The 22,152-nt window shown below is 72.1% G+C and carries 24 protein-coding genes; 13 read left to right on the top strand and 11 right to left on the bottom strand.

From position 1 onward, the window contains the following. Positions 1–36 precede the first annotated feature (36 nt). From ACI79Y_RS05720 to ACI79Y_RS05710, 3 genes are read right to left on the bottom strand one after another with little or no spacing between them, the layout of a single operon-like run. On the bottom strand, positions 37–816 hold the full coding sequence (locus ACI79Y_RS05720) for a succinate dehydrogenase/fumarate reductase iron-sulfur subunit (RefSeq protein WP_457157543.1): 780 nt from the start codon (positions 814–816) through the stop codon (positions 37–39). Further along, the gene (locus tag ACI79Y_RS05715; RefSeq protein ID WP_457157542.1) at positions 813–2,759 is read right to left on the bottom strand and encodes a fumarate reductase/succinate dehydrogenase flavoprotein subunit; all 1,947 of its coding nucleotides are present in this window, start codon (positions 2,757–2,759) and stop codon (positions 813–815) included. The genes ACI79Y_RS05720 and ACI79Y_RS05715 overlap by 4 nt, the downstream gene beginning before the upstream one ends. A gap of 14 nt (positions 2,760–2,773) precedes the next feature. Then, entirely contained in the window at positions 2,774–3,475 is a 702-nt protein-coding gene (locus ACI79Y_RS05710; protein WP_457139334.1) for a succinate dehydrogenase cytochrome b subunit, read from the bottom strand. Between the two features lie 209 nt (positions 3,476–3,684). Here ACI79Y_RS05710 and ACI79Y_RS05705 point away from each other — a divergent pair, with 209 nt between their 5' ends. The 5 genes from ACI79Y_RS05705 to ACI79Y_RS05685 all read left to right on the top strand — a co-directional run bounded on the left by ACI79Y_RS05705 (position 3,685) and on the right by ACI79Y_RS05685 (position 7,370). After that, positions 3,685–4,296, top strand: a complete 612-nt coding sequence (locus tag ACI79Y_RS05705) for a sulfite oxidase-like oxidoreductase (protein ID WP_457157541.1) — start codon at positions 3,685–3,687, stop codon at positions 4,294–4,296. Between the two features lie 9 nt (positions 4,297–4,305). Further along, entirely contained in the window at positions 4,306–5,097 is a 792-nt protein-coding gene (locus ACI79Y_RS05700; protein WP_457157540.1) for an FAD-binding oxidoreductase, read from the top strand. 75 nt (positions 5,098–5,172) lie between these two features. Beyond that, a complete protein-coding gene (locus tag ACI79Y_RS05695) occupies positions 5,173–6,189 on the top strand; it encodes an iron-siderophore ABC transporter substrate-binding protein (protein ID WP_457157539.1) in 1,017 nt (338 codons plus the stop codon). Positions 6,190–6,194: 5 nt separating this feature from the next. Then, positions 6,195–6,464 (top strand): hypothetical protein, encoded by a 270-nt coding sequence (locus ACI79Y_RS05690; RefSeq protein WP_457157538.1) that lies wholly within the window; start codon positions 6,195–6,197, stop codon positions 6,462–6,464. 84 nt (positions 6,465–6,548) lie between these two features. Next, a complete protein-coding gene (locus tag ACI79Y_RS05685; protein WP_457157537.1) occupies positions 6,549–7,370 on the top strand; it encodes a formate/nitrite transporter family protein in 822 nt (273 codons plus the stop codon). 4 nt (positions 7,371–7,374) lie between these two features. Here ACI79Y_RS05685 and ACI79Y_RS05680 read toward each other — a convergent pair whose 3' ends face one another. Then, entirely contained in the window at positions 7,375–7,920 is a 546-nt protein-coding gene (locus ACI79Y_RS05680; protein ID WP_457157536.1) for a DUF1990 family protein, read from the bottom strand. Positions 7,921–7,941: 21 nt separating this feature from the next. Then, positions 7,942–9,516 carry a putative bifunctional diguanylate cyclase/phosphodiesterase gene (locus ACI79Y_RS05675; protein ID WP_457157535.1) on the bottom strand — a complete coding sequence of 525 codons (1,575 nt, stop codon included), beginning with the start codon at positions 9,514–9,516 and terminating at the stop codon, positions 7,942–7,944. Positions 9,517–9,661: 145 nt separating this feature from the next. Between ACI79Y_RS05675 and ACI79Y_RS05670 the strand changes: the two genes are divergently transcribed. From ACI79Y_RS05670 to ACI79Y_RS05660, 3 genes are all read left to right on the top strand, one after another. Continuing rightward, positions 9,662–10,528, top strand: coding sequence for a HipA family kinase (locus tag ACI79Y_RS05670; protein ID WP_457157534.1), 867 nt, complete (start codon positions 9,662–9,664; stop codon positions 10,526–10,528). Next, the gene (locus tag ACI79Y_RS05665) at positions 10,525–10,914 is read left to right on the top strand and encodes a DUF3037 domain-containing protein (RefSeq protein ID WP_153356525.1); all 390 of its coding nucleotides are present in this window, start codon (positions 10,525–10,527) and stop codon (positions 10,912–10,914) included. The genes ACI79Y_RS05670 and ACI79Y_RS05665 overlap by 4 nt, the downstream gene beginning before the upstream one ends. 424 nt (positions 10,915–11,338) lie before the next feature. Next, on the top strand, positions 11,339–11,722 hold the full coding sequence (locus ACI79Y_RS05660; RefSeq protein ID WP_457157533.1) for a VOC family protein: 384 nt from the start codon (positions 11,339–11,341) through the stop codon (positions 11,720–11,722). Here ACI79Y_RS05660 and ACI79Y_RS05655 read toward each other — a convergent pair. The 6 genes from ACI79Y_RS05655 to ACI79Y_RS05630 all read right to left on the bottom strand — a co-directional run bounded on the left by ACI79Y_RS05655 (position 11,701) and on the right by ACI79Y_RS05630 (position 15,426). After that, positions 11,701–12,072: a 4a-hydroxytetrahydrobiopterin dehydratase gene (locus ACI79Y_RS05655; protein WP_457157532.1), complete on the bottom strand. Its 372-nt coding sequence runs from the start codon at positions 12,070–12,072 to the stop codon at positions 11,701–11,703. The two genes, ACI79Y_RS05660 and ACI79Y_RS05655, sit on opposite strands and share 22 nt — an antisense overlap. Before the next feature lie 16 nt (positions 12,073–12,088). Continuing rightward, positions 12,089–12,802, bottom strand: coding sequence for a phosphoadenylyl-sulfate reductase (locus ACI79Y_RS05650; protein ID WP_457157531.1), 714 nt, complete (start codon positions 12,800–12,802; stop codon positions 12,089–12,091). Then, positions 12,799–12,972, bottom strand: coding sequence for a hypothetical protein (locus ACI79Y_RS05645; protein ID WP_457157530.1), 174 nt, complete (start codon positions 12,970–12,972; stop codon positions 12,799–12,801). Before ACI79Y_RS05645 ends, ACI79Y_RS05650 begins: the two co-directional genes overlap by 4 nt. 64 nt (positions 12,973–13,036) lie before the next feature. Beyond that, positions 13,037–14,716, bottom strand: coding sequence for a nitrite/sulfite reductase (locus ACI79Y_RS05640; protein ID WP_457157529.1), 1,680 nt, complete (start codon positions 14,714–14,716; stop codon positions 13,037–13,039). 92 nt (positions 14,717–14,808) lie between these two features. Continuing rightward, on the bottom strand, positions 14,809–14,895 hold the full coding sequence (locus ACI79Y_RS05635) for a putative leader peptide (protein WP_457157646.1): 87 nt from the start codon (positions 14,893–14,895) through the stop codon (positions 14,809–14,811). 48 nt (positions 14,896–14,943) lie between these two features. Further along, complete coding sequence (locus ACI79Y_RS05630; protein ID WP_457157528.1) at positions 14,944–15,426, bottom strand: RrF2 family transcriptional regulator; 483 nt, start codon at positions 15,424–15,426, stop codon at positions 14,944–14,946. A 27-nt stretch (positions 15,427–15,453) separates the two neighbouring features. Here ACI79Y_RS05630 and ACI79Y_RS05625 point away from each other — a divergent pair, with 27 nt between their 5' ends. The 5 genes from ACI79Y_RS05625 to ACI79Y_RS05605 all read left to right on the top strand — a co-directional run bounded on the left by ACI79Y_RS05625 (position 15,454) and on the right by ACI79Y_RS05605 (position 22,149). Then, complete coding sequence (locus tag ACI79Y_RS05625; protein ID WP_457157527.1) at positions 15,454–16,218, top strand: NUDIX domain-containing protein; 765 nt, start codon at positions 15,454–15,456, stop codon at positions 16,216–16,218. A 269-nt stretch (positions 16,219–16,487) separates the two neighbouring features. Further along, a complete protein-coding gene (locus ACI79Y_RS05620; protein WP_457157526.1) occupies positions 16,488–17,381 on the top strand; it encodes an endonuclease domain-containing protein in 894 nt (297 codons plus the stop codon). 716 nt (positions 17,382–18,097) lie between these two features. Then, entirely contained in the window at positions 18,098–19,837 is a 1,740-nt protein-coding gene (locus ACI79Y_RS05615) for an ABC transporter family substrate-binding protein (RefSeq protein ID WP_457157525.1), read from the top strand. A gap of 329 nt (positions 19,838–20,166) precedes the next feature. After that, on the top strand, positions 20,167–21,156 hold the full coding sequence (locus ACI79Y_RS05610; RefSeq protein WP_457157524.1) for an ABC transporter permease: 990 nt from the start codon (positions 20,167–20,169) through the stop codon (positions 21,154–21,156). A 27-nt stretch (positions 21,157–21,183) separates the two neighbouring features. Further along, positions 21,184–22,149, top strand: coding sequence for an ABC transporter permease (locus ACI79Y_RS05605; protein ID WP_457157523.1), 966 nt, complete (start codon positions 21,184–21,186; stop codon positions 22,147–22,149). Positions 22,150–22,152: the final 3 nt, after the last annotated feature.

The following is a 22,152-nucleotide window of genomic DNA, read 5'->3' as shown; positions in this document are numbered from 1 at the left end:
GCCGCCTTCATCAGTGCCCCGGGTGGGGGGCGGTGTTCAGCTGGCCGGCACGGCGCCGGCGCGGAGCGCGCCGAGCAGGTCGTGGTTCAGCCGGGAGATGGTCTCCATCGAGATGCCCTTCGGGCAGACCGCCGAGCACTCACCGATGTTGCTGCAGCCGCCGAAGTCCTCGGCGTCCTGCTGGGCCACCATCTTGAGCACCCGGGTGTCCCGCTCCGGCTGCCCCTGGGGGAGGAGGCCGAGGTGGGCCACCTTGGCGGCGGTGAACAGCATCGCCGAGCCGTTGGGGCAGGCCGCCACGCAGGCGCCGCAGCCGATGCAGGTCGCGGCGTCGAAGGCGGCGTCGGAGTCCTTCTTCGGCACCGGGACGGCGTGCGCGTCGGGAGCGGTACCGGTGGGGACGCTGATGAACCCGCCGGCGGAGATGATCCGGTCGAACGCGGAGCGGTCGACCGCGAGGTCCTTGACCACCGGGAACCCACCGGAGCGCCACGGCTCGATGTCCAGCACGTCGCCGTCGTTGAACGAGCGCATGTGCAACTGGCAGACGGTCGCCTGCTCCGGGCCGTGCGCGATGCCGTTGATCATCAGACCGCAGGAGCCGCAGATGCCCTCGCGGCAGTCGTGGTCGAAGGCCACCGGGTCGTCGCCGTCGAGGATCAGCTTCTCGTTGAGCACGTCGAGCATCTCGAGGAAGGACATGTCGGGCGAGACGTCGGTGACGTGGTAGGTCACCATCTTGCCCTTCTGCGTCCGGTCGCGCTGGCGCCAGATGCGCAGGGTCAGGCTCATCATCCGTTGCTCTGTGCTGGTCACTTGTAGCTCCGCTGTGCGAGGTGGACGACTTCGTACTCGAGGGCCTCGCGGTGCAGCACCGGCGGGACGCCCTCCGGGGTGTACTCCCACGCGGCGACGTAGGCGAAGTTCTCGTCGTCGCGCAGCGCCTCACCCTCAGGCGTCTGGCTCTCGGCCCGGAAGTGCCCGCCGCAGCTCTCGTTGCGGTGCAGCGCGTCGACGCACATGAGCTCGGCGAGCTCGATGAAGTCGGCGACCCGGCCGGCGTGCTCGAGGTTCTGGTTGAAGATGCCCTGCTCGCCGGAGACCTTGACGTTGGTCCAGAACTCCTGGCGGATCTCCGGGATCCGGTCGAGCGCCTTGCGCAGGCTCTCCTCCGACCGCTCCATGCCGCACAGGTCCCACATGAGCTTGCCCAGCTCCCGGTGGAACGAGGCGACCGTGCGGGTGCCGTTGATCGACAGCAGCTTCTCGGTCTGGGCGCGGACGCCCTGCTCGGCCTCGACGACCGCCGGGTGGGTGGTGTCGACCTTCGGGAAGGGGCCGTCGGCCAGGTAGTCGTTGATCGTGTTCGGCAGCACGAAGTAGCCGTCGGCCAGACCCTGCATGAGGGCGCTGGCACCCAGCCGGTTCGCGCCGTGGTCGGAGAAGTTGGCCTCACCGATCACGAACAGGCCCGGGATCGTGGACTGCAGGTCGTAGTCGACCCACAGCCCGCCCATCGTGTAGTGGACCGCCGGGTAGATGCGCATGCCGGTCTCGTACGCGTCCTCCCCGGTGATCCGGTTGTACATGTCGAAGAGGTTGCCGTACTTGGCCTCGATCGCCTTGCGGCCGACCCGCTGGATGGCGTCGGAGAAGTCCAGGTAGACGCCCAGCCCGTTCGGGCCCACGCCGCGGCCCTCGTCGCAGACGTTCTTCGCCTGGCGCGAGGCGATGTCGCGGGGCACCAGGTTGCCGAACGCCGGGTAGATGCGCTCGAGGTAGTAGTCGCGCTCGTCCTCGGGGATCTCCCGCGGGTCGCGGGTGTCGCCCCGCTCCTTGGGCACCCACACGCGCCCGTCGTTGCGCAGCGACTCGCTCATCAGCGTCAGCTTCGACTGGTAGTCGCCGCTGACCGGGATGCAGGTCGGGTGGATCTGGGTGTAGCAGGGGTTGGCGAACAGCGCGCCCCGCTTGTGCGCCCGCCAGGCCGCCGTGACGTTGGAGCCCTTGGCGTTCGTGGACAGGTAGAAGACGTTGCTGTAGCCGCCGGAGGCCAGCACGACGACGTCGGCCATGTGCGAGGTGATCTCGCCGGTGATCAGGTGCCGGACGACGATGCCCCGGGCGCGACCGTCGACGACGATCAGGTCGAGCATCTCGGTGCGCGGGTGCTGCTCGACGTTGCCCAGCCCGATCTGCCGCTCCAGCGCCTGGTAGGCGCCGTACAGCAACTGCTGGCCCGTCTGGCCGCGGGCGTAGAAGGTGCGCGACACCTGTGCGCCACCGAAGGAGCGGTTGTCCAGCAGGCCGCCGTACTCGCGGGCGAAGGGCACGCCCTGGGCGACGCACTGGTCGATGATGTTGGTGCTCACCTCGGCGAGGCGGTGCACGTTGTCCTCGCGGGAGCGGAAGTCGCCGCCCTTGACCGTGTCGTAGAACAGCCGGTGCACGCTGTCACCGTCGTTGCGGTAGTTCTTCGCGGCGTTGATCCCGCCCTGCGCGGCCACGGAGTGGGCGCGGCGGGGGCTGTCCTGGAACCAGAAGTTCTTGACCCGGTACCCGGCCTCGGCGAGCGTCGCCGCCGCCGAGCCACCGGCCAGGCCGGTGCCGACCACGATGACCGACAGGCGCCGGCGGTTGGCCGGGTTGACCAGCCGGGCACGGAACTTGCGCTCCTCCCACCGCTGGGCGATGGGGACGTCGCGGGGGGCCTTGGTGTCGGCGATCGGCTCGCCGACGGTGAAGAGCTCGAGAGGCATGGCTGGGGTTCCCGTCAGTCGATCAGGCCGAAGGCGATGGACAGCGGCACGAGCAGGAAGCCCACGGTGAGCACGGTGGCGACGACGTAGGCCAGCGCGTTCACGGCGCGCTCGCGCTTCTTGTTGGTCTGCCCGAGGGTCTGCGTGGCGGCGAAGATGCCGTGCCGCAGGTGCAGGCCCAGCAGCAGCATCGAGACGACGTAGAAGGCCGTGATCGGGATGTTCGAGAAGCTCGCGACCAGGCGCTCGTACGGCGTGGTGTCGTGCCCGGCCGGGTTCACGGCGCCCAGCGTCAGGTCGAGGATGTGCCAGATGATGAACAGCGCGAGGATGACGCCGCCCCAGCGGACGGTGCGCGAGGCGAAGCTCTGCTGCACCCGCTTCTTCGTCGCGTAGGGCACCGGACGGGCGCGCTTGGCCTGGCGCCACAGCGAGACGGCGGCCCAGAAGTGCGCCACCACCGACACCAGCAGCACGATCCGGATGATCCAGAGCACCGTCTGGGTCGGGACGGCCGGCTCGCCGATGCTGCGGATCCACCCCGAGTAGTGGTTGAAGGACTCGGCACCCTCGAAGGCGTGCAGGTTGCCGATCATGTGGGCGATCAAGTACAGGATCATGATGATCCCGCTGACGGCCATGACCGTCTTCTTGACGACCGAGTTGCTGAACCGGCCGGTCTTCGGGGCTCTCCGTGGAGCCTGCTGCGTCGTCATCGTCGCCACGACGCCCAAGGTATTCCCTGTGCCCACGTGACACCCAGGTGAACCCGCCGTGACACGGCTCATGTAAGGCGACCCTCACCTGCGGGTCCGCCCGTCGCGGCCGGTACCCGGGGGAGGCGCTGGCCCCCGGGAAGGAGGATGATCTCCGTCGTTCGGCCCCGCACCCGCCCGTCAGGGCCGGTCAGAGAGGAACTTCGGACGTGCCCGGACCCACTCGCGGCTTCCTCGGCCGCCGTCGCGGCCCCAGCGACCCGCGGCTCCCACCCGGCCAGTACGACGTCGGCGGCGACTGGCCGGTGCTCACCGCCGAGCCCACGCCCCGGATCGCCCCCGAGACGTGGACGATCACCGTCGACGGCGAGGTCGAGAACCCGACGACCTGGACCTGGGACGAGGCGCACGCGCTGCCGGCGTCGGCCTACAGCGGCGACATCCACTGCGTCACCACCTGGTCGAAGTTCGACACCCACTTCGCCGGCATCAGCGTCGACTCGCTGCTGGAGGTCGCCAGGCCGACCGCCGAGGGGCGGTTCGTGATGGCGACGTCGAAGACCGGTTACACCACCAACCTGCCGATCGAGGACGTCACCGGCGGCAAGGCGTGGCTGGTGTGGGAGTACGAGGGGCAGCCGCTGCCGATCGAGCACGGTGGCCCGGTGCGCATGCTGGTGCCGCACCTCTACTTCTGGAAGAGCGCCAAGTGGATCAGCAAGATCACTCTGCTCAAGCGCGACCAGCAGGGCTTCTGGGAGCAGAACGGCTACCACGACCGTGGCGACCCGTGGAAGCAGCAGCGGTACCAGGGCGATTGAGGTGGCAGGGTGACTGACGCGCTCCCGGACCCCGCCACCGCGCCCGGCGCCGAGCCGCAGCCGGTCGAGCCGCCGGCCCTGGCCACGACGTCCGCGCCGGCGGGCGGGTGGGCCACCGCGACCGTCGCCGGGCTGCGCCGGCCGATCGCCCGTTCGGTCGAGCTGCGGCTCGACGTCCACGACCGGGTCGACCACCTGCCCGGCCAGCACTACGTCGTCCGGCTGACGGCCGAGGACGGCTACACCGCGCAGCGGTCCTACTCCGTCGCCTCCGCGCCGGGCGACCCGCTGGTCGAGCTGTTCGTCGAGCGGCTGGATGACGGTGAGGTGAGCACCTACCTGGCCGACGTCGTCGAACCCGGCGACGAGCTGGAGGTGCGCGGGCCGATCGGTGGCTGGTTCGTCTGGGACGGGCGGACCCCGGCGCTGCTGGTGGGCGGCGGGACCGGTGTCGTCCCGCTGGTGGCGATGGTGCGGCACGCCCGGGACATCGGCCGGCTGGACCTGCTCCGGGTGGCGGTGTCGGCGCGGACGGTGGCCGAGCTGCCGTACGCCGAGGAGCTCGCCGCGGCCGGCGCGCTGATCGCGACCACCCGGGAGGCGCACGGCATCCGCCCGGCCGCCCGGATGACCGCGATGGACCTGCTGCCCCTCTGGGAGGAGGGGCAGACCGCGTACGTGTGCGGGTCGGCGGCGTTCGCCGAGGCCGCCAGCCAGCTGCTGGTCGGGCTGGGCCTGGCGCCGTCGGCGATCCGGGTCGAGCGGTTCGGCCCCTCGGCGCTGGAGCAGCCGGAGCGCTGAGAGGGGGTGACTTCCCAGGCTGACCAAGGCAAGGCTAACCTCTGCTCGCCTGCCGTTGATCTTGAGGAGCCCGCCGTGCCCCGCCGTCCCGTCCGCCGCGCCGCCGTCCTGGTCGCCGGCCTCACCGCCGTCCTCGGGCTGGCCGCCTGCGCCGGCTCCGAGGAGGCGGACACCGCGGCCACCACCGGGTCGTCGGCGTCGTCGTCGGGGGCCTTCCCGGTCACCATCGAGCACAAGTTCGGCACGGCCGAGATCCCCGAGGAGCCCGAGCGGGTGGTCACGGTCGGCTTCAACGACCAGGACTTCGTGCTCGCCCTGGGTGTGACGCCGGTCGGCGTCCGGGAGAACCTCGGCGACTACGACGCCACGCAGCGTCCCTGGGCCCAGGAGCAGCTCGACGGGGCGGAGCTGCCGACCGTCGGCGGCGCGGAGATCGACGTCGAGGCCGTCGCCGCGCTGGACCCGGACCTGATCGTCGGCGTGTACTCCTACCTGGACCAGGCGGTCTACGACCAGCTGTCCGGCATCGCCCCGACCCTCGCGCAGACCGACGAGTACCCCGACGGTGCCACCCCCTGGCAGCAGCAGACCCTGCTCACCGGCCAGGCGCTCGGCCGCGAGGAGCAGGCGCAGGAGCTGGTCGAGGAGGTCGAGGGCCGGTTCGAGCAGGCGATCAGCGACAACCCCGGTTTCGCCGGCACGTCGATCGCGGTCGACCTGACCGGCGTCGGATCAGGCCACTACCTGCTCGGCCAGGACGACCTGCGCACCCAGTTCTTCAGCGACCTCGGCTTCGCCGTCCCCGAGACGAGCACCGACGTCAGCCAGGAGCGCCTGGACCTGCTCGACGCCGAGGTCCTGGTGCTCAACGGGTACACGCCGGAGGACACCGCTGCCGAGCCGCTGCTGGCCGCGCTGAGCGTGGTGACCGAGGACCGCGCCGTCCACCTGGGCCCCTACAGCGGCGAGCTGAGCGCGGCGCTCGGCTACGGCAGCCCGCTGTCGCTGCCCTGGCTGCTGGAGCGGGTCGAGCCGGCGCTCGCCGCCGCCGCCGACGGCGACCCGGCCACCGAGGTGCCCGCCCTGAACTGAGCCGCGTGTCCGCACGGGGGGACGGGGCCGGGGTGCCTCGCCGGGCGCGGTGGCTGGCGGGCAGGACCCTCGTCGTCCCGGCGCCGTCGGGGGTGCTGTCGCTGTTCGGTGACGTCGCCACGTCGCTGGCGCAGGCGCTGCCGGTGCTGCGGGTCGCCGGGGTGCCCTTCCTGGCCGACGGTCCCGGCTGGGCGGTGGGCCTGGCCGTCACCGCCGCCTGGGCCGGCGGCAGCTGGCTGCTCGCCGCGGTGCTGCTGGTCCGCCGCGACGTCTAGCGGGTGTGCGCGGTGCCCCAGCGGGTAGTGCGCGGCCGGACCGTGGCGCACCTCGCCCGGCCATCAGGGCAGGAGGGGAACGCCGTGGACATCCGCGAGGAGGACGCCCGGGAGGAGCTCGGCGAGACGCCGGGGCCGACCGAGGACGAACTGCAGCAGGCGTTCGACGCGATCGTCAGCGACGGCGCGCAGCGCCTGCACCGCAGTTGGCGGGAGGTCCTCACCACCGGCTTCGCCGGCGGCCTGGAGGTGGCGACCGGAATCCTGCTGCTGCTCGCGGTCTACGCCGAGACCGGCAGCCACCTGCTGGCCGGTCTCGCCTTCTCCGTGGGGTTCATCGCCCTCCTGCTGGCCCGCAGCGAGCTGTTCACCGAGGGCTTCCTGGTCCCGGTCACCGCGGTCGCGGCCGGCCGGGCCGGCTTCGCGCAGCTGGGCAAGCTGTGGAGCGGGACCCTGCTGATGAACCTGCTGGGCGGCTGGCTGGTGGCCTGGCTGGTCGCCCACGCCTTCCCCGAGCTGGGCGCCACGGCCATCGAGAGCGCCGCGCACTTCGTGGAGGCACCGCTGGACCTGCAGTCGGCCTCGCTGGCGATCCTGGCGGGGATCGCCATCACGCTGATGACCCGGATGCAGCACGGCACCGAGTCCGACGGGGTCAAGGTCGTCGCCGCCGTCGCGGGCGGCTTCCTGCTCGCCGGGCTGCAGCTGTTCCACTCGATCCTGGACTCGCTGCTCATCTTCGTCGCGCTGCACGCCGGTGCGCCGTTCGGCTACGGCGACTGGCTGGCCTGGTTCTGGTACGCCACGCTGCTCAACATGGTCGGTGGTCTGTTCGTGGTCACCCTGCTGCGGCTGGTCCGCAGCAAGGACATGATCAAGGACGAGCGGGCCGCGGCCGAGGGCTGAACGGTCAGCCCCGGGCCGAGCGGCGCATCGCCGTCACGTAGCGGTCCAGGGCCAGGGACTGCACCCGGCTGCTGACCGGGGCGCCCAGGCGGGCGAGCGGGGTGGCCAGCCGGGAGAAGGCGCGCAGCTCGTAGTGCACCTCGCCGTCGGGCGCCCGCGTGACGACGAAGCTCTCCTCGCCGCTCTCCGGGTGGCCGGGGAGCGTGCCGTAGCCGAACCCGCGGCGGTCCGGCTCGTCGACCACCCAGACGACCCGGCACGGGATGTCCAGGCCCAGTCGGCGCAGCCCGGCGGTCATCAGGACGACGGTGCCGACCGTGCTGGCCGGGCCGCTGGCCTGGATCCGCAGGCCGGCGGCGCGCTGGGCCGCCCAGCGGAACACCGCGGCGGCGGCGCGGTCGAACTCCGTCGCGCCCGAGCCGATCCGCTCGCGGCGGTCCACGTGGTCGTAGCCGGCCGGCAGCTCGGCGTCCCGGGTGGCGCCCACCTCGGGGTAGGTGAACGGTGCGTCGGCCAGCTGGGTGAGCGTCGTACGGCGGAGGAATCCCACCCGGCCAGTGTGCCCGGCCGGTCAGGACCGGGCGCTGTGCGCCCTCAGGCGGTGCTCCAGCTGCGTGACCAGCGCCGGCACCTCGGCCGCGGGGACCGCCCCACCCAGCCAGAAGCCCTGGATCTCGTCGCAGCCCAGGGCGCGGAGGTCCCGCGAGGTCGCGGCGCTCTCCACGCCCTCGGCAACCACCCGCAGCCCGAGGTCGTGCGCCAGTCCGATGAGCGCCCGCACGATCGTCCGCGAGCCGGCATCGGTCAGCATGCCCATCACGAACGACCGGTCGATCTTCAGCGTCTGCACCGGCAGCTGGGTGAGGTAGGCCAGCGAGGCGTGCCCGGTGCCGAAGTCGTCCACCGACAGACCGACGCCGAGCACCCGCAGCTGGCGCAGCACCTCCAGCGCCCGCGTCGGGTCGTCCATCACGGCGGTCTCGGTGATCTCCAGCTCCAGCGCCCCCGGGGTCACACCGGCATCGCGCAGCAGCGCGGCGATGCGCCCGGGCAGCGCCAGGTCGCCGAGGCTGCGCGCGGAGAGGTTGACGGCGACCCGCAGTGGGCGGCCGGCGTCGGTCCAGCTGCGGCTGTCGGCGAGCGCCTGCACCAGGACGGCGTCGGTGAGCTCGCGGATCAACCCGGTGTGCTCGGCCAGGTCGATGAACGACCCGGGCAGCAGGAGGCCCCGGCGCGGGTGCTCCCAGCGCAGCAGGCCCTCCACCCCGATCACCCGGCCCGTGCGCAGGCACGCCTGCGGTTGGTAGTGCAGCCGCAGCTCCCCGGCGGCGACGGCCCCGCGCAGCTCGCCGTGCAGCACCAGCCGGTCGGCGTCGAAGGTGTCGATCGCGGGGGAGTAGACGACCAGCCCCGTCCGGTGGGCCCGGGCGTCGGAGAAGGCGACGTCGGCCCGGCGCAACAGCTCGGTCGGCTCGGTCGCGGGGCCGGCCGCCAGCCCCGCGGACGCCGAGACGTCCAGCACCAGGCTGCCCAGCCGCACCGGTTGCTGCAGCGCGGCGAGCAGGCGCGCGGACGAGGTGTGCGGGTCTGCGGCGGACGGTCCGCGGAGCAGCACGCCGAACTCGTCGCCACCCAGGCGCGCCACCAGGGCGCCGGGCGGTGCGTCGTCGGTCAGCCGGGCCGCGACCGCGCACAGGAGGTCGTTGGCGGTGTCGTGGCCGAGGGTGGCGTTCACGTCGCCGAAGCCGTCGAGGTCGATGAGGAGCAGGGCGGGCGGAGGACCGGCGTCGCCGGCGAGCGCGGTGGCCAGACCGGAGAAGAAGGACTCGCGGTTGGCCAGCCCGGTGAGCAGGTCGTGGCTGGCCCGGTAGGAGAGGTCGGACTCGGCGCACGCCCGGCGGCGGTGCTCGCGCTTGAGCTGGGCGCCGCGCCGGGCGCCGAAGCCGATCATGAACAGGTGGCTGCCGGCCAGCAGCACGACCAGGTGGTCGACCGGCACCGGCCCCCGGGACCAGCGGCCCAGGACGGCCGGCAGGTCCCAGGCCGCGCTGGCCACGCCGAGGGCGACGGTGAGGAGCACGACCACGCCGAACTCCGCCAGCACCGTGCGGCGCAGCTCGGTCGTGTTCTGCCCCGTGCCCTCCATGTCGCCTCCTGGCGCTGGTGGCGCCGGCCGTCCGTGACCGAGTGCCCGATCCGGACATGGTGGTGCACAACCGACCGGCGGGGGAGGCTGCGGCGGGCCGGTCATCCGTTCGGGGGGCCGGACCCCGGACCAGGGGCGGTACGTTGTGACCACTGTGCTGCCCGCCGTCACCGCCACCCGCTACGTCACCCCGTTGCGCGAGGGCGGCTCGCTGCCCGGCCTCATGGAGGCCGACGACCTGGGCACCTACGTGGTCAAGTGGCGGGCGGCCGGGCAGGGCGTGAAGGTGCTCGCCGCCGAGGTGGTCTGCGGTGAGCTGGCCCGCCGGCTGTCGCTGCCGGTGCCGGCGCTGGTCACCGTCGACGTCGCGCCCGAGCTCGCGGTGGGGGAGCCGGACTTCGAGGTGCAGGAGCTGCTGCGCAACTCGGCCGGGGTGAACCTGGGCATGGACTACCTGCCCGGCGCGCTGGACTTCGAGGCCGGCGCCGCCCAGGTGTCGCCGGAGCTGGCCGGGCGGGTGCTCTGGTTCGACGCGCTGATCGGCAACGTCGACCGGTCCTGGCGCAACCCGAACATGCTGTTCTGGCACGGCCGGCTGCACCTGATCGACCACGGTGCCTCGCTCACCTTCCACCACAACTGGGCCGGGGCCGCCGCCGCAGTCACCCGCCCCTACGACGCCGCCCAGCACGCGCTGGTCGAGTGCGAGCCCGACGTGCCGGGCGCCGACGCGGCGCTGGCCTCCCGGGTCACCCGGGAGCTGCTGACCGAGGTGCTCGCGCTGGTGCCCGACGCGTGGCTGGAAGGGCCCACGCCCGACGAGGGGCCGGCGACGGTGCGCGCCCGCTACGTCGACCAGCTGCTGGCCCGCCTCGCCGCCCGCGACGCCTGGCTGCCCGGCCTGGTCGCCAGCGCCCGGGCCGGCGGTGCCGGACGGCGGTCGGCGCCCCGCGGGCAGAACCGGCCGTCCTGGCTGGGGCCGCCGCCGCCCGAGGGGATGACGCAGCGGTGAGGCAGACCTTCGAGTACGCCGTGCTGCGGGTGGTGCCGCGGGTGGAGCGGGGGGAGTGCCTCAACGCGGGGGTGCTGGTCTACTGCCGGCAGCTGGACTACCTGGGCGCCCGGCTGCACCTGGACGTCGACCGGCTGCGCGCTCTCGATCCGACCGCCGACCCAGCCGCCATCGGCGCCGCGCTGCAGGCGGCCGGCGACGTCTGTGCGGCCGAGCCCGCCGCGGGGGCGGCCGGCCGGGAGGTGCTGGGCTCGCGGTTCCGCTGGCTCACCGCGCCGCGGAGCACCGTCGTCCAGCCGGGCCCGGTGCACACCGGCCTGACCGCCGACCCGGACGCCGAGGCCGACCGCCTGCTGAGGTTGCTGGTCCTCCCCGTCGAGGGCTGAGGGGGACGGCGCCGGCTGGTCACGGCAGCCGGGAGCCGGGGAACTGTCGAGCGATGAGGTCGTAGGCCGCCCGAAGCCCAGGGCTGGCGGCCGGACTCCAGGTCGAGCTCGCTGCCCCCGTGGCGCACGCCGACGCGGAGGCGGGAGGCCCGCCACTGGAACTCCACATCGGGTCGGTCGCCCGTCTCCTCCTCGAGTTCCGCTGCCAGGGCGGCCAGGTCGTCGACGACGTCTCCGACGGACAGCAGCCCGACCCGGCGAACGGTCCGCCAGCTGCCGGTCGTGTCGCCTGACCACGCCGGCAGGCCGGGGAGCGCTGCGGTCAGCTGACCGGGGGAGAGGACGGTTCGGGTGGCCATGCCGGCAGCCTGCCGGTGAGCACCGACAGGACCGTTCTGTCCGACCCGGCCGGTAGACCCCCGGCATGGAGATCACCGCGGTGGGCGTCGCCGCCACCGACCTGCGCCGGGCCGTCGCCTTCTACGAGCTGCTCGGGTTCCGCTTCCCGCCGTTCGACGACGGCGAGGAGCACGTGGAGGCCACGCCGGGCACCGGGGCGCGGCTCATGATCGACACGATCGCGATGCTGACCGAGCTGCTCGGGGAGGCGCCCCGGCCGGGCACCGGCGCGGCGTTCGCGAGCCGCCTCGGCAGCCCGGCAGAGGTCGACGAGGTGGTCGCCCGGGTGGCCGCGGCCGGGCACACGGTGGTGCTGGCGCCGTGGGACGCCCCGTGGGGGCAGCGCTACGCCACGGTCGCCGACCCCGACGGGTACCGGGTCGACCTCTACGCGTCCCTGCCCGGCTGACGATCCGGTGCCAGCAGGCTGTCGACCTGCGCGGCGAGCTCCGGGTCGGTGTCGGTGAACGGGGTGAGGGCGTCGTCGGTGCGGCGGGCGTACTCGACGTCCAGCTCCGTCACGCCGCCGGCGGAGTGCGTCGTCAGGAAGACCCGCAGCGTGCGCCAGCGGACGTCTACGTCGGGGTGGTGGTCCAACTCGTCGGCGGCGAGGGCCAGGTCGGCCATCACCTCGGCCGCGTCGGCGAAGTCGATCCCCTGCACCGTCCGCTCGATGCCGGAGGTGTCCCCCGACCACTCGGGCAGCTCGGCGAGCGCGGCGGTGAGCTGGTCGGGCGTCAGCAGGGTGCGGTGGGCCATGCCCCGATCCTGCCGCTCAGACGTGCAGGCCGCACTCGACCTTGTTCTTGCCGGCCCAGCGGCCGGCGCGCGGGTCCTCGCCCGGGGCGACGGGGCGGGTGCACGGCGCGCAGCCGATGGAGGCGTAGCCGATCTCCTGCAGCGGGTTCACCGGCACCTGGTGCTCGGCGATGTAGGCGTCGACGTGCTCCTGCGTCCAGGCCGCCAGCGGGTTCACCTTCACCATGCCCCGCTTGGCGTCCCAGTCGACGACCTTGGTGCCCGCCCGGGTGACCGCCTCGTCGCGGCGCACGCCCGAGCCCCAGGCGACGAACCCGGCCAGCGCCTGCGCCAGCGGCTGCACCTTGCGCAACGAGCAGCACAGGTCCGGGTCGCGCTCGTACAGCTTGGCGCCGTGCGCCGCGTCCTGCTCGGCCACCGACAGCGGCGGCTGGACGTTGTGCAGCGTGATCGGCAGCACGCCGGTGATCCAGTCGCGGGTGCCGATGGTCTCGGCGAAGTGGTACCCGGTGTCGAGGAACACGACGTTCACCCCGGGGACGGCGCGGCTGGCCAGGTGCGCCAGCAGCCCGTCGGCCATGCTCGAGGTGATCGCGAACCCGTCGCCGAAGGTCTCCCCGGCCCAGGTCAGCACGGCGAGGGCCTGCTCGACCGGGTCGGCGATGCCCGCGAAGCGTGCGTCGGCCTCGGCGGCCAGCTCCGGTGTCGGCTGGACGACGGCGGTGGTCACGATCGGTTCACCCCAGTTCCGGTCAGGTGCACGGTGAAGGTCCGCAGGCAGGCGGTGCAGTGCCAGCCCTCGCCTTCGGGGACGAGGTCCTCGTCGCCGCAGTACGGGCAGTGGAACACCGGGAGCTCCCGGGTCCTTCCCGGCCGCGCCGGCTCGGTCGGCTCGGTCACGTCAGACCAGCCACTCCATCGGCGCACAGCGGTGCCAGGTCCGCCGAGGCGTGCGACGCGGCCATCAGACCAGCCACTCTTCCTCCGCGCGGGAGACGTACGCGGCGAACCGCTCGCCGGGCTCGCGGCGCTCGAGGTAGCCGCGGAGCACCCGCTCGCAGTAGTCCGCGGTCTCCTCCTTGGTGATCTTGTGGCCGCGGAACTTGCGACCGAAGGAGGCCTCGACCCCGAGGTGCCCGCCCAGGTGCACCTGGAAGCCCTCGACGCTCTCGCCGGCGGCGTTGCGGACGATCATGCCCTTGAAGCCGATGTCGGCCGTCTGGAAGCGGGCGCAGCTGTTCGGGCAGCCGTTGACGTTGATCCCGATGGGCTCGTCGAACTCCGGCAGCCGCCGCTCCAGCTCGGCGTACAGCTCCTGGGCGTGGTGCTTGGTCTCGACGATCGCCAGCTTGCAGAACTCCAGGCCGGTGCAGGCCATGGTGCCGCGGCGGAAGGCGCTGGGCCGCACCAGCAGATCGTGCTCGGCCAGAGCGTCGACCAGGTCCTCGACCCGCTCGTCCGGGACGTCGAGGATGACCAGCTTCTGCTGGGTCGTGGTCCGGATGCGCCCGCCCTGGGTGCCGTACTCCTCGGCGAGGTCGGCGATCCGGGTCAGCAGCGTGCCGCTGAGCCGGCCGGTGCGCAGCGCGAAGCCGAGCGCGTTGAGGCCGTCCTTCTGCTTGCTGACGCCGACGTGGTCGCGCTGGTCGTGCTTGGCCGGCGCCGGGGCGGGGCCGTCGGGGAGCTGCTCGTGCAGGTACTCGTCCTGCAGCACCTGGCGGAACTTCTCCGGGCCCCAGTCGGCCATCAGGAACTTGATCCGGGCGTGGTTGCGCGACCGGCGGTAGCCGTAGTCGCGGAAGATCGCGGTGCACGCCGCCCAGACGTCGGTCACCTGGTCGGGGCGGACGAACACCCCGATCCGCTTGGCGAACATCGGGTTGGTCGACAGGCCGCCACCGACCCACAGGTCGTAGCCGGCCTCGCCGTCGGCGTTCACCACGCCCACGAAGGAGACGTCGTCGATCTCGGGCTCGGTGCAGTGGTCGACGCACCCGGACATCGACGTCTTCCACTTGCGCGGCAGGTTGCTGAACTGCGGGTCGCCCAGGTACTTCTCGACGGTCTGGGCCAGCACCTCGGAGGCGTCGATGACCTCGTCCTCGAGCACACCGGCCAGCGGGCAGTTCAGCATCACCCGGGGGACGTCACCGCACGCCTCGGTGGTGGAGAGCCCGATGGACTCCAGCCGCCGCCAGATCTCCGGCACGTCCTCGATCCGGATCCAGTGCAGCTGCACGTTCTGCCGGTCGGTCACGTCGGCGACGTCCCGGCCGAACTCCGTGCTGATGCCGCCGATGACCCGCAGCTGCTCGGTGCTCAGCTGCCCGCCGTCGATGCGCACCCGCAGCATGAAGTACTCGTCCTCGAGCTCCTCGGGCTCCAGCACGGCGGTCTTGCCGCCGGGGATGCCCTGGGCCCGCTGGGTGTAGAGCCCCATCCAGCGCATCCGGCCGCGCAGGTCGCCGGGGTCGATGCCGCCGAACCCGGTGTGCGCGTAGATGTCGAGGATCCGCTGGCGGACGTCCAGCCCGTCGGAGTCCTTCTTCATCCGCTCGTTCGGGTTCAGCGGCTCGCGGTAGCCCAGCGCCCACTGCCCCTGTCCGCGGACGGGGCGGTTGCTGCTGCGAGTGGGGGTCGACACGTCAGTCGTTCTCCTCTGCGCCGGCACGGGAGCGTGCGCGACGCGGCCGGGTGTGGGTGCAGCAGGGAGGCTGCGGGGGAGCGGGGCCGGGGTCAGCGCTCGGCGCGACAGGCGGCGCTGGAGACCCGCGCCAGGTCGACGTGCAGGCGCGCCACGAGCAGGGCGCCGCAGTCCGTCACGCTTCGATGGTGCCACACCGGCTCGACGGTGGCGCTCGGTCGTGGCGCTCAGTCGGCCGCGGGGACGCCGAAGGAGCGCCAGGCACTCTCGAGCTCGATGAGCTCGGCGACCTGCGGCGGCATCGTGCCGGTGACGACGTCGGCCAGGGTCACGTTCTCCAGCACCCGCCGGTAGCCCTCCCGGGCGGCCACCCACACGTTGGCCAGCGATGCGGCGGGCCCCGGGTACTCGACGTCCTCGGGCCGCTGGCCGTGCACCTCGGCGAGGAACCCCTGCTCCACCCGCATGACCCGGGCGATGGAGACCTCCGACGGGGGCAGGGCGAGGCGGTAGCCGCCCTCCCGGCCGCGCTGGCTGGTGACCAGCCGGGCGTGCTGCAGGTCGCCGAGGATCGCCTGCAGGAACCGGGCCGGGATGCCCTGGGCCTGGGCGATCCGCTCCGACGTCAGCGACTCGGGCGCCACGGAGGCCAGCTCGACGGCCGCCCGCACCGCGTAGTCGACCCGGGCTGAGATGCGCACGGCGCTCATCCTGCCGTGTCTGGTTGGCTGACCCGCGTGTTCCAGCTGAGGTTCACCACGTTGGTGGAGGCGCCGCTCACCGTGGCCTTCGACGTGGCGCGGTCCCTCGGCCGGCCGTGGTCGCAGCCGCTGCGGGAGGTCGTCTCCGACCGGCCGTGGTCCGACGTCTACGCGGCGGAGCCCCGCCGGGGCCTGCGCCGGCTGGTGCACACGCGGCACTTCTCGGCCACCGCCGCCGGCACCCTGGTCGAGGAGCAGGTCGACTGGGAGACGTCGCTGCCCGGCGTGCTCGGCGGGCTGGTCGACCAGACGCTGCTGCGCGGCCGCGTCGTCCGCGCGATGCAGGCCCACCTGGACGCCTTCGCCGCGGCGGCCGCCGAGCGGGCCCTGGCGGTGACCCAGGTGGTCGGTGCCGCGCTGGTCGACGACCGGCGGCGGGTGCTCGTCGCGCAGCGCGGGTCGGGGCCGCTGGCCGGGCTGTGGGAGTTCCCCGGGGGCAAGGTCGAGCCAGGGGAGGCCGACCTCGACGCGCTGGTCCGGGAGTGCCGCGAGGAACTCGGCGTCGTGATCGCCCCGCAGTCGTTCCTGGGGGAGGTGCCGCTGGATGGCGTCGTCGCCGGGGGCGCGCCCGGGGCGTCGACCCTGCGGGTGTGGTGGGGGCGGGTGACCGGCGGCGAGCTGGTGGCCCACGAGCACACCGAACTGCGCTGGGTGGCCGACGAGGAGCTCGAGGAGCTCGACTGGATCTCCGCCGACCGCCCGCTGCTCCCCGCCGTCCGCGCCCTCCTCGCCCGTCTCTGACCGCTTTCGCGCGGGGAAGCACGCGCACTTTCGCGCGGGGAAGCACGCGCACTTTCGCGCGGGGAAGCACGCGCGCTTTCGCGCGGGGAAGCACGCGCGCTTTCGCGCGGGGAAGCACGCGCGCTTTCGCGCGGGGAAGCACGCGCACTTTCGCGCGGAGAAGCACGCGCACTTTCGCGCGGAGAAGCGCGCGAACTTTCGCGCGGGGAAACGCGGCCTGTGGATGGCGGGAGCGCGGCCGGGGCTGGGTGCGCGACCCTGCTGCGGTGATGACGTCCCGCCGCCTCCTGGGCGGGCTCTTCGTCGGTTCCCATGCCGTGGCCGAAGGCGTACTCACCAGGCGTCAACTGCAGTCCGGGCTGTACCGCCGAGTGCTCCAGAACGTCTATGCCGATGCCGGACTCGTCCACGACCACCGATTGAAGGCTCGTGCTGCGGCACTGCTCATGCCTGCAGCGGCGGCGATCGGCGGACGATCGGCGGCGACGTGGTTCGGTGCACCGTTCAGCGCGGCCGCCGATCCGGTGCTGGTCGTCGTCCCCGCTGAGTGCCGGTGGACCGGGCCACGTGGTGTCCGGGTGCACCGGACCGACGTGCGGCCGCACGAGATGTGGGTCGACGACGACGGCGTCCGCCTCACGAGTGCTGCCCGGACGGCGTGGGAGGTGGGGACCCTGGAGGCGAGGGCGACTGCGGTCGCCCTGCTCGACGGGATGCTCCGGGACGGGAGGGGGCGGACGGACGGTCTCACCGAGTCGGTGCTCGCTGCGCAGTTCCTCCGGCGGCAGGGTCGGTGGGGCAGTCGCCGGGCGAGCGCGCTGCTGCCGCTCGTCGACGGCCGGGCCATGAGCCCACCGGAGTCCAAGGTGCGAGTTGCCTGTCACCTCGCGGGCCTCCCGCACCCTGTTCCGCAGTTCGAGGTGTTCGAGCACGGCGTCTTCCTGGGACAGGTCGATCTCGCATGGCCGGAGGCCAGAGTGGTGGTCGAGTACGAGGGCGCACACCACTTCGACGGCGTCCAGATCGACAGGGACGACGCCAGGTACGAGCGGCTCATCGCCGCCGGCTGGCGGGTCATCCGGCTCAGTTCGATCGACCTGCAGGACCTCGACGCGGTCGTCGCCCGGATCCGGACCGCACTGTCCTCAGCCGCCGCGGGCTGACCGTCCCGGGCTTCCCCACGGAAGTACGTGCCCTCTCCCAGGGGAGCGCGTGCTTTCCCGCGCGAAAGCACCCGCACTTTCCCGCGCGGAAGCACCCGCACTTTCCCGCGCGGAAGCACCCGCGCTCTCCCGCGCTCTCGGACCAGCGGCTCACGTGACGGTGTCCTCGACCGTCACATCCGGCCTGCTCGAGGTTGCCGGAGGCCTGGTCGGTCCGGCCTCCGGCCAGCAGGTCCCAGTGGTCGGTCGCCTCGCTGACGACCTCCTTGCCGCGGCCGCCGAGCTCCTGGGCCTCGTGGTTCACTTCGTCCATCGCGCTCACGGGCTCTTCCTCCGTCGGTCGTCCCTGGCACGGAGCACCCGGCGTCGATGGCGCGAACACAGGCGGTGGCATCGGCGTGTCCGGGTGTGTCCCGCCCCACACGCAAGATCGTTCGTCGCACCGCGCTCCCACCCGGAAATCCCGAGGCGGGCGGCGCCGGTGTTGCACTGATGTTTCGGGTCGTGGGCAGCGGTCCTGAGCAGAGGTCACAAGTTGGTGACGGTCGTGGACGGCCCCTCCGGGGCTGCTTACTGTCCTCCCCGTCCGCTCTGCACGACCGGGTGTCTGTCAGATGCGTACGAACTCGTCACCGACCGGCCACCTCGCCGTCACCGGCAGGTCCCGGTTCCCGACCGCCTCCCGTGCCAGTCGCGGGTCGAGGAGGAAATCGAACGTGAAGTTGAGCAAGCGCAGCGCGATGCTCATCGCTGCCGGGGTCTCCGGCACGATGGTGCTGTCCGCGTGCGGCGGCAGCAGTGACAGCGGTGGCGGCGGGAGCGAGTCCGGCGGCGGGCGTGTCGTGTACGGGGAGTCCACCGACTTCCCGGAGAACCTCTTCCCGAACATCGCCGCCGGGAACGCGGTGTCGACCGCCAACATCATCCACGGGGTCCTGCCCGGCGCCTTCAACGCGCTGCCGGACTTCAGCGTCGTCTACAACGAGGACCTGCTGACCGAGGAGCCGACCCTCGAAGAGGTCGACGGGCAGCAGGTGAACACCTACGAGATCAGCCCCGACGCGGTGTGGAGCGACGGCACTCCGATCACCGCCGACGACTTCGAGTTCACCTGGCGGAGCAGCCGCTCCGGTGACCCGGCGGACGGCGGCTGCCCGGCGAACCTGTCGACCACCGGCTACGAGCAGATCTCTTCGGTCGAGGGCTCGGGGGACGACAACAAGACCGTCACGGTCACCTACGAGACCCCGTTCTCCGACTGGCAGTCGCTGTTCAGCGGTGACTTCGGTGGGGGAATCCTGCCCGCGCACCTGATGGACAACGACGACCCGGTGGCGCTCTGCGAGACCCTGACCGCCGGCTGGCCGATCGCCCAGGGCCTGCCCGAGGACATCTCCGGCGGTCCGTGGCAGGTCAAGGCGGAGAACATCGACGTCGGCAACCAGGTCGTCGTCCTGACGCCGAACCCCGAGTGGTGGGGCGACGGGCCGAACCTCGACCAGCTGGTCATCCAGAACATCGGCAACGACCCGACGACCGCCGTCCAGGGTCTGCAGTCCGGTGAGCTGGGCGTCATCTACCCCCAGCCGCAACTGGACCTGGTCGACCAGATCGAGGGGCTGGCGCCGAACGTCGAGAGCGACATCACCTTCGGTCTGTCCTTCGAGCACCTGGACTTCAACGCCACCGGCCCGATCCTGAGCTCGCTGGCCGTTCGCCAGGCCTTCACCATGGCCCTGGACCGCCAGGAGATCGTCGACCAGACCGTGGGCCAGTTCTCCAGCGACGCCGAGGTGCTGCAGAACCGGATCTACTTCAACAACCAGCCGCAGTACGAGGACACCGCTCCCGAGCAGTACAAGGAGCAGAACGTCGAGCAGGCCCGCGCCCTGCTGGAGAGTGACGGCTGGGTCGCCGGCTCCGACGGCATCTACGTCAAGGACGGGCAGCGCCTGTCGGTCCAGATCGACACCACGACCAACAACCCGCTGCGGCAGACCACCATCGAGGTCATGATCCCGCAGCTGGCCGAGGCGGGCATCGAGGCGACGTTCAATGCGAACCCGGACATCTTCGAGAGCGCCGAGTCGCCCACCTCGCTCGAGGGTGGCGGCTTCCAGGCGGCCGTCTTCGCCTGGGTGGGGTCGCCGTTCCGCGGCGCGACGCAGTCGATCTACACCCAGCCGCAGGGTGACAACATCCAGCAGAACTACTCGCGGCAGGGCACCCCGGAGATCGACGCCCTGTTCGCCGAGTTCGTGAGCGAGCCCGACCCCGAGGCGCAGGCCGAGCTGGGCAACCAGATCGACGCCCTGCTCTGGGAGCAGGTCGCCACGGTTCCGCTGTACCAGAAGCCGACCTTCATCGCGTACCAGAGCTCGATCAACGGCGTCGAGGACAACTCGACCCAGGCTGGTCCGCTGTGGAACTCGGCGACCTGGACCGTCGACAACTGACCTCAGGCCCGAGCACGCACCAGCGGCTCCGAGCGTCACCAGCACTGAGCACCACCAGCACTGAGCACCACCCGAGCCCGGCGCCGCCGTCCTGACGGCGCCGGGCGCTGGATCCGCGGCCCCCTGGGACCTCCCTCCTGGGGGGCCGTGGCTCGTCCGGGGGCCGGGGCGCGGCCATCGCGTCCACCGCCCCCGGAGTGGCCAGCGGTGGTCCCCCTCACCGTCGGCCGGCGGGTACCGAGAGCCGGCCGAGGGTGAGGCACCCGGACGCTCCGCACACCTCGTCGTCCCGCACCGGACGGCTTTCGCTCCCGGCGTAAGGTCACCGCATGTTCTTCTTCACGATCCGGCGTCTGCTCGCGTCGGTCCTCGTGTTGCTGGTCAGTTCGTTCCTGGTCTTCGCGCTGTGTGCGGCCAGCTTCGATCCACTGGCGAGGTACTACGGCCAGAACCCCCGGCCGCCTGAGTCGTTCTTCATCAACCTCCGCGAGACCCTGGGCCTGAACGACAACTTCTTCGTCCGCTACTGGCGATGGCTCTCCGGGGTGCTCACCGGCGACTTCGGCGAGACCATCAACGGCACCCCGGTCGCCGACCAGCTCTGGCCGCGGCTGATGGTGACCGGCCGGATGATCGTGGGCGCGGTCGTGATCGCCATCCTGCTGGCGATCATCGTGGGCGTCATCGGTGCTGTGCGGCAGTACAAGGCGTCCGACTACACCCTCACGTTCATCGCCTACATCCTCATCGCGCTGCCGACCTTCTGGTTCGCCGCGCTGCTGAAGGAGTACGTCGCCGGCGGGGTGAACGACCTGTTCGGGCAGCAACTGCTCTACACGATCGGTGAGGAGACCCCGGGGCTCGCGCTCTACGCCTCCGGCTGGGAACTCTGGTCCGACCGGCTCGGGCACCTCGTGCTGCCCACGATCAGCCTGGCCGCGCTGTCCTTCGCCGCCTGGAGCCGGTTCCAGCGCGCAGCGATGCTCGACGTGCTCGGATCCGACTACATCCGGCTGGCCCGGGCCAAGGGGCTCACCTACCGCCGCACCGTGCTCCGGCACGGGCTGCGCAACGCGCTGATCCCGCTGACCACGGTGGTCGCGCTCGGCGTGGGCACGCTGCTCGGCGGCGCGGTCATCACCGAGACGGTCTTCGTCTGGCACGGCATGGGCGAGTACCTGCTGCGCAACGGCATCCAGCAGGACGACATCAACGTCGTGCTGGGGTGGCTGCTGGTCAGCGCCGTGTTCGTCGTCATCTTCAACCTGGTCGCCGACATCCTCTACGCGGTCCTCGACCCGCGCATCCGGCTGTCCTGACCCGGCATCGCGAGAAGGAACGAGCTCATGGCCTCCACCCAGACCACGACCGGCCCCACCGGGCCGGTGGTGCCCGCGACTCCGGGCGCTCCCGAGGGCACCGGAATCGACCGGGAGTTCGGCGTCAAGGCGCGCAGTCAGCGTCAGCAGATCCTCGGCCGCTTCCTGCGCAGCAGGATCGGGATGACCGGAGCGGTCATCTTCGTCCTGCTGCTGGCCTTCGGCTTCCTCGGCCCGCTGGTGACCGGCGTCGACTACGCCCAGCAGAACAGCAACTTCCAGTCCGTGCCGCCGGGCACCTCCGGCTACGTCATGGGCAGCGACGCGATCGGCCGTGACCTCATGGCCGGGATCATGACCGGCGTCCAGCGCTCGCTGTTCATCGTGCTGCTCTTCGTCGTCATCGCGTTCCCGCTCGGATTGCTGGTCGGCGCGCTGGCCGGCTACTTCGGCCGGTGGGTCGACAGCGTGCTCATGCGGCTGGTCGACCTGATCCTCACCGTGCCGCTGCTGGTCGTGCTGATCGTCGTCGCCAGCAACTTCCCCGGCTCCCGGACGCCGCTGGGCGTCGGCGTCATCCTCGGCCTGTTCGGCTGGCTGGACCTGGCCCGGATCGTGCGCAGCCAGTTCCTCTCCCTGCGGGAGAAGGAGTACGTCGAGGCCGCGCACGCGATGGGCGCCTCCAACCGGCGGATCATCTTCCGGCACCTGATCCCCAACGCCCTGGGCTCGCTGATCGTCTGGACGACGCTGGCCGCGGCCACCGCGATCACCCTCGAGGCCGCGCTGACCTACCTGGGCTTCGGCGTCAACGGCGCCAACGAGACCTCGCTCGGCCGCCTGGTCTCCGACGGCGTCCAGGCGGCGAGCACCCGCCCCTGGCTCTTCTACTTCCCCGGCCTCGCACTGCTGATCATCGTGCTGTCGATCAACCTGATCGGCGACGGCATTCGCGACGCCTTCGACCCGAGCAACCGCCGCGTGCGGGCCTGACAG

The sequence above is a fragment of the Modestobacter sp. SYSU DS0875 genome, from assembly GCF_054050915.1.
This window is presented reverse-complemented; position numbering and strand designations above follow the sequence as displayed.

Bases quoted from the DNA above. Each gene is read 5' to 3' on its own strand.
- ACI79Y_RS05715 (WP_457157542.1), bottom strand. From the start codon at position 2,759: ATGCCTCTCGAGCTCTTCACCGTCGGCGAGCCGATCGCCGACACCAAG.
- ACI79Y_RS05710 (WP_457139334.1), bottom strand. From the start codon at position 3,475: ATGACGACGCAGCAGGCTCCACGGAGAGCCCCGAAGACCGGCCGGTTC.
- ACI79Y_RS05675 (WP_457157535.1), bottom strand. From the start codon at position 9,516: ATGGAGGGCACGGGGCAGAACACGACCGAGCTGCGCCGCACGGTGCTG.
- ACI79Y_RS05660 (WP_457157533.1), top strand. From the start codon at position 11,339: ATGGAGATCACCGCGGTGGGCGTCGCCGCCACCGACCTGCGCCGGGCC.
- ACI79Y_RS05655 (WP_457157532.1), bottom strand. From the start codon at position 12,072: ATGGCCCACCGCACCCTGCTGACGCCCGACCAGCTCACCGCCGCGCTC.
- ACI79Y_RS05630 (WP_457157528.1), bottom strand. From the start codon at position 15,426: ATGAGCGCCGTGCGCATCTCAGCCCGGGTCGACTACGCGGTGCGGGCG.
- ACI79Y_RS05620 (WP_457157526.1), top strand. From the start codon at position 16,488: ATGACGTCCCGCCGCCTCCTGGGCGGGCTCTTCGTCGGTTCCCATGCC.
- ACI79Y_RS05610 (WP_457157524.1), top strand. From the start codon at position 20,167: ATGTTCTTCTTCACGATCCGGCGTCTGCTCGCGTCGGTCCTCGTGTTG.
- ACI79Y_RS05605 (WP_457157523.1), top strand. From the start codon at position 21,184: ATGGCCTCCACCCAGACCACGACCGGCCCCACCGGGCCGGTGGTGCCC.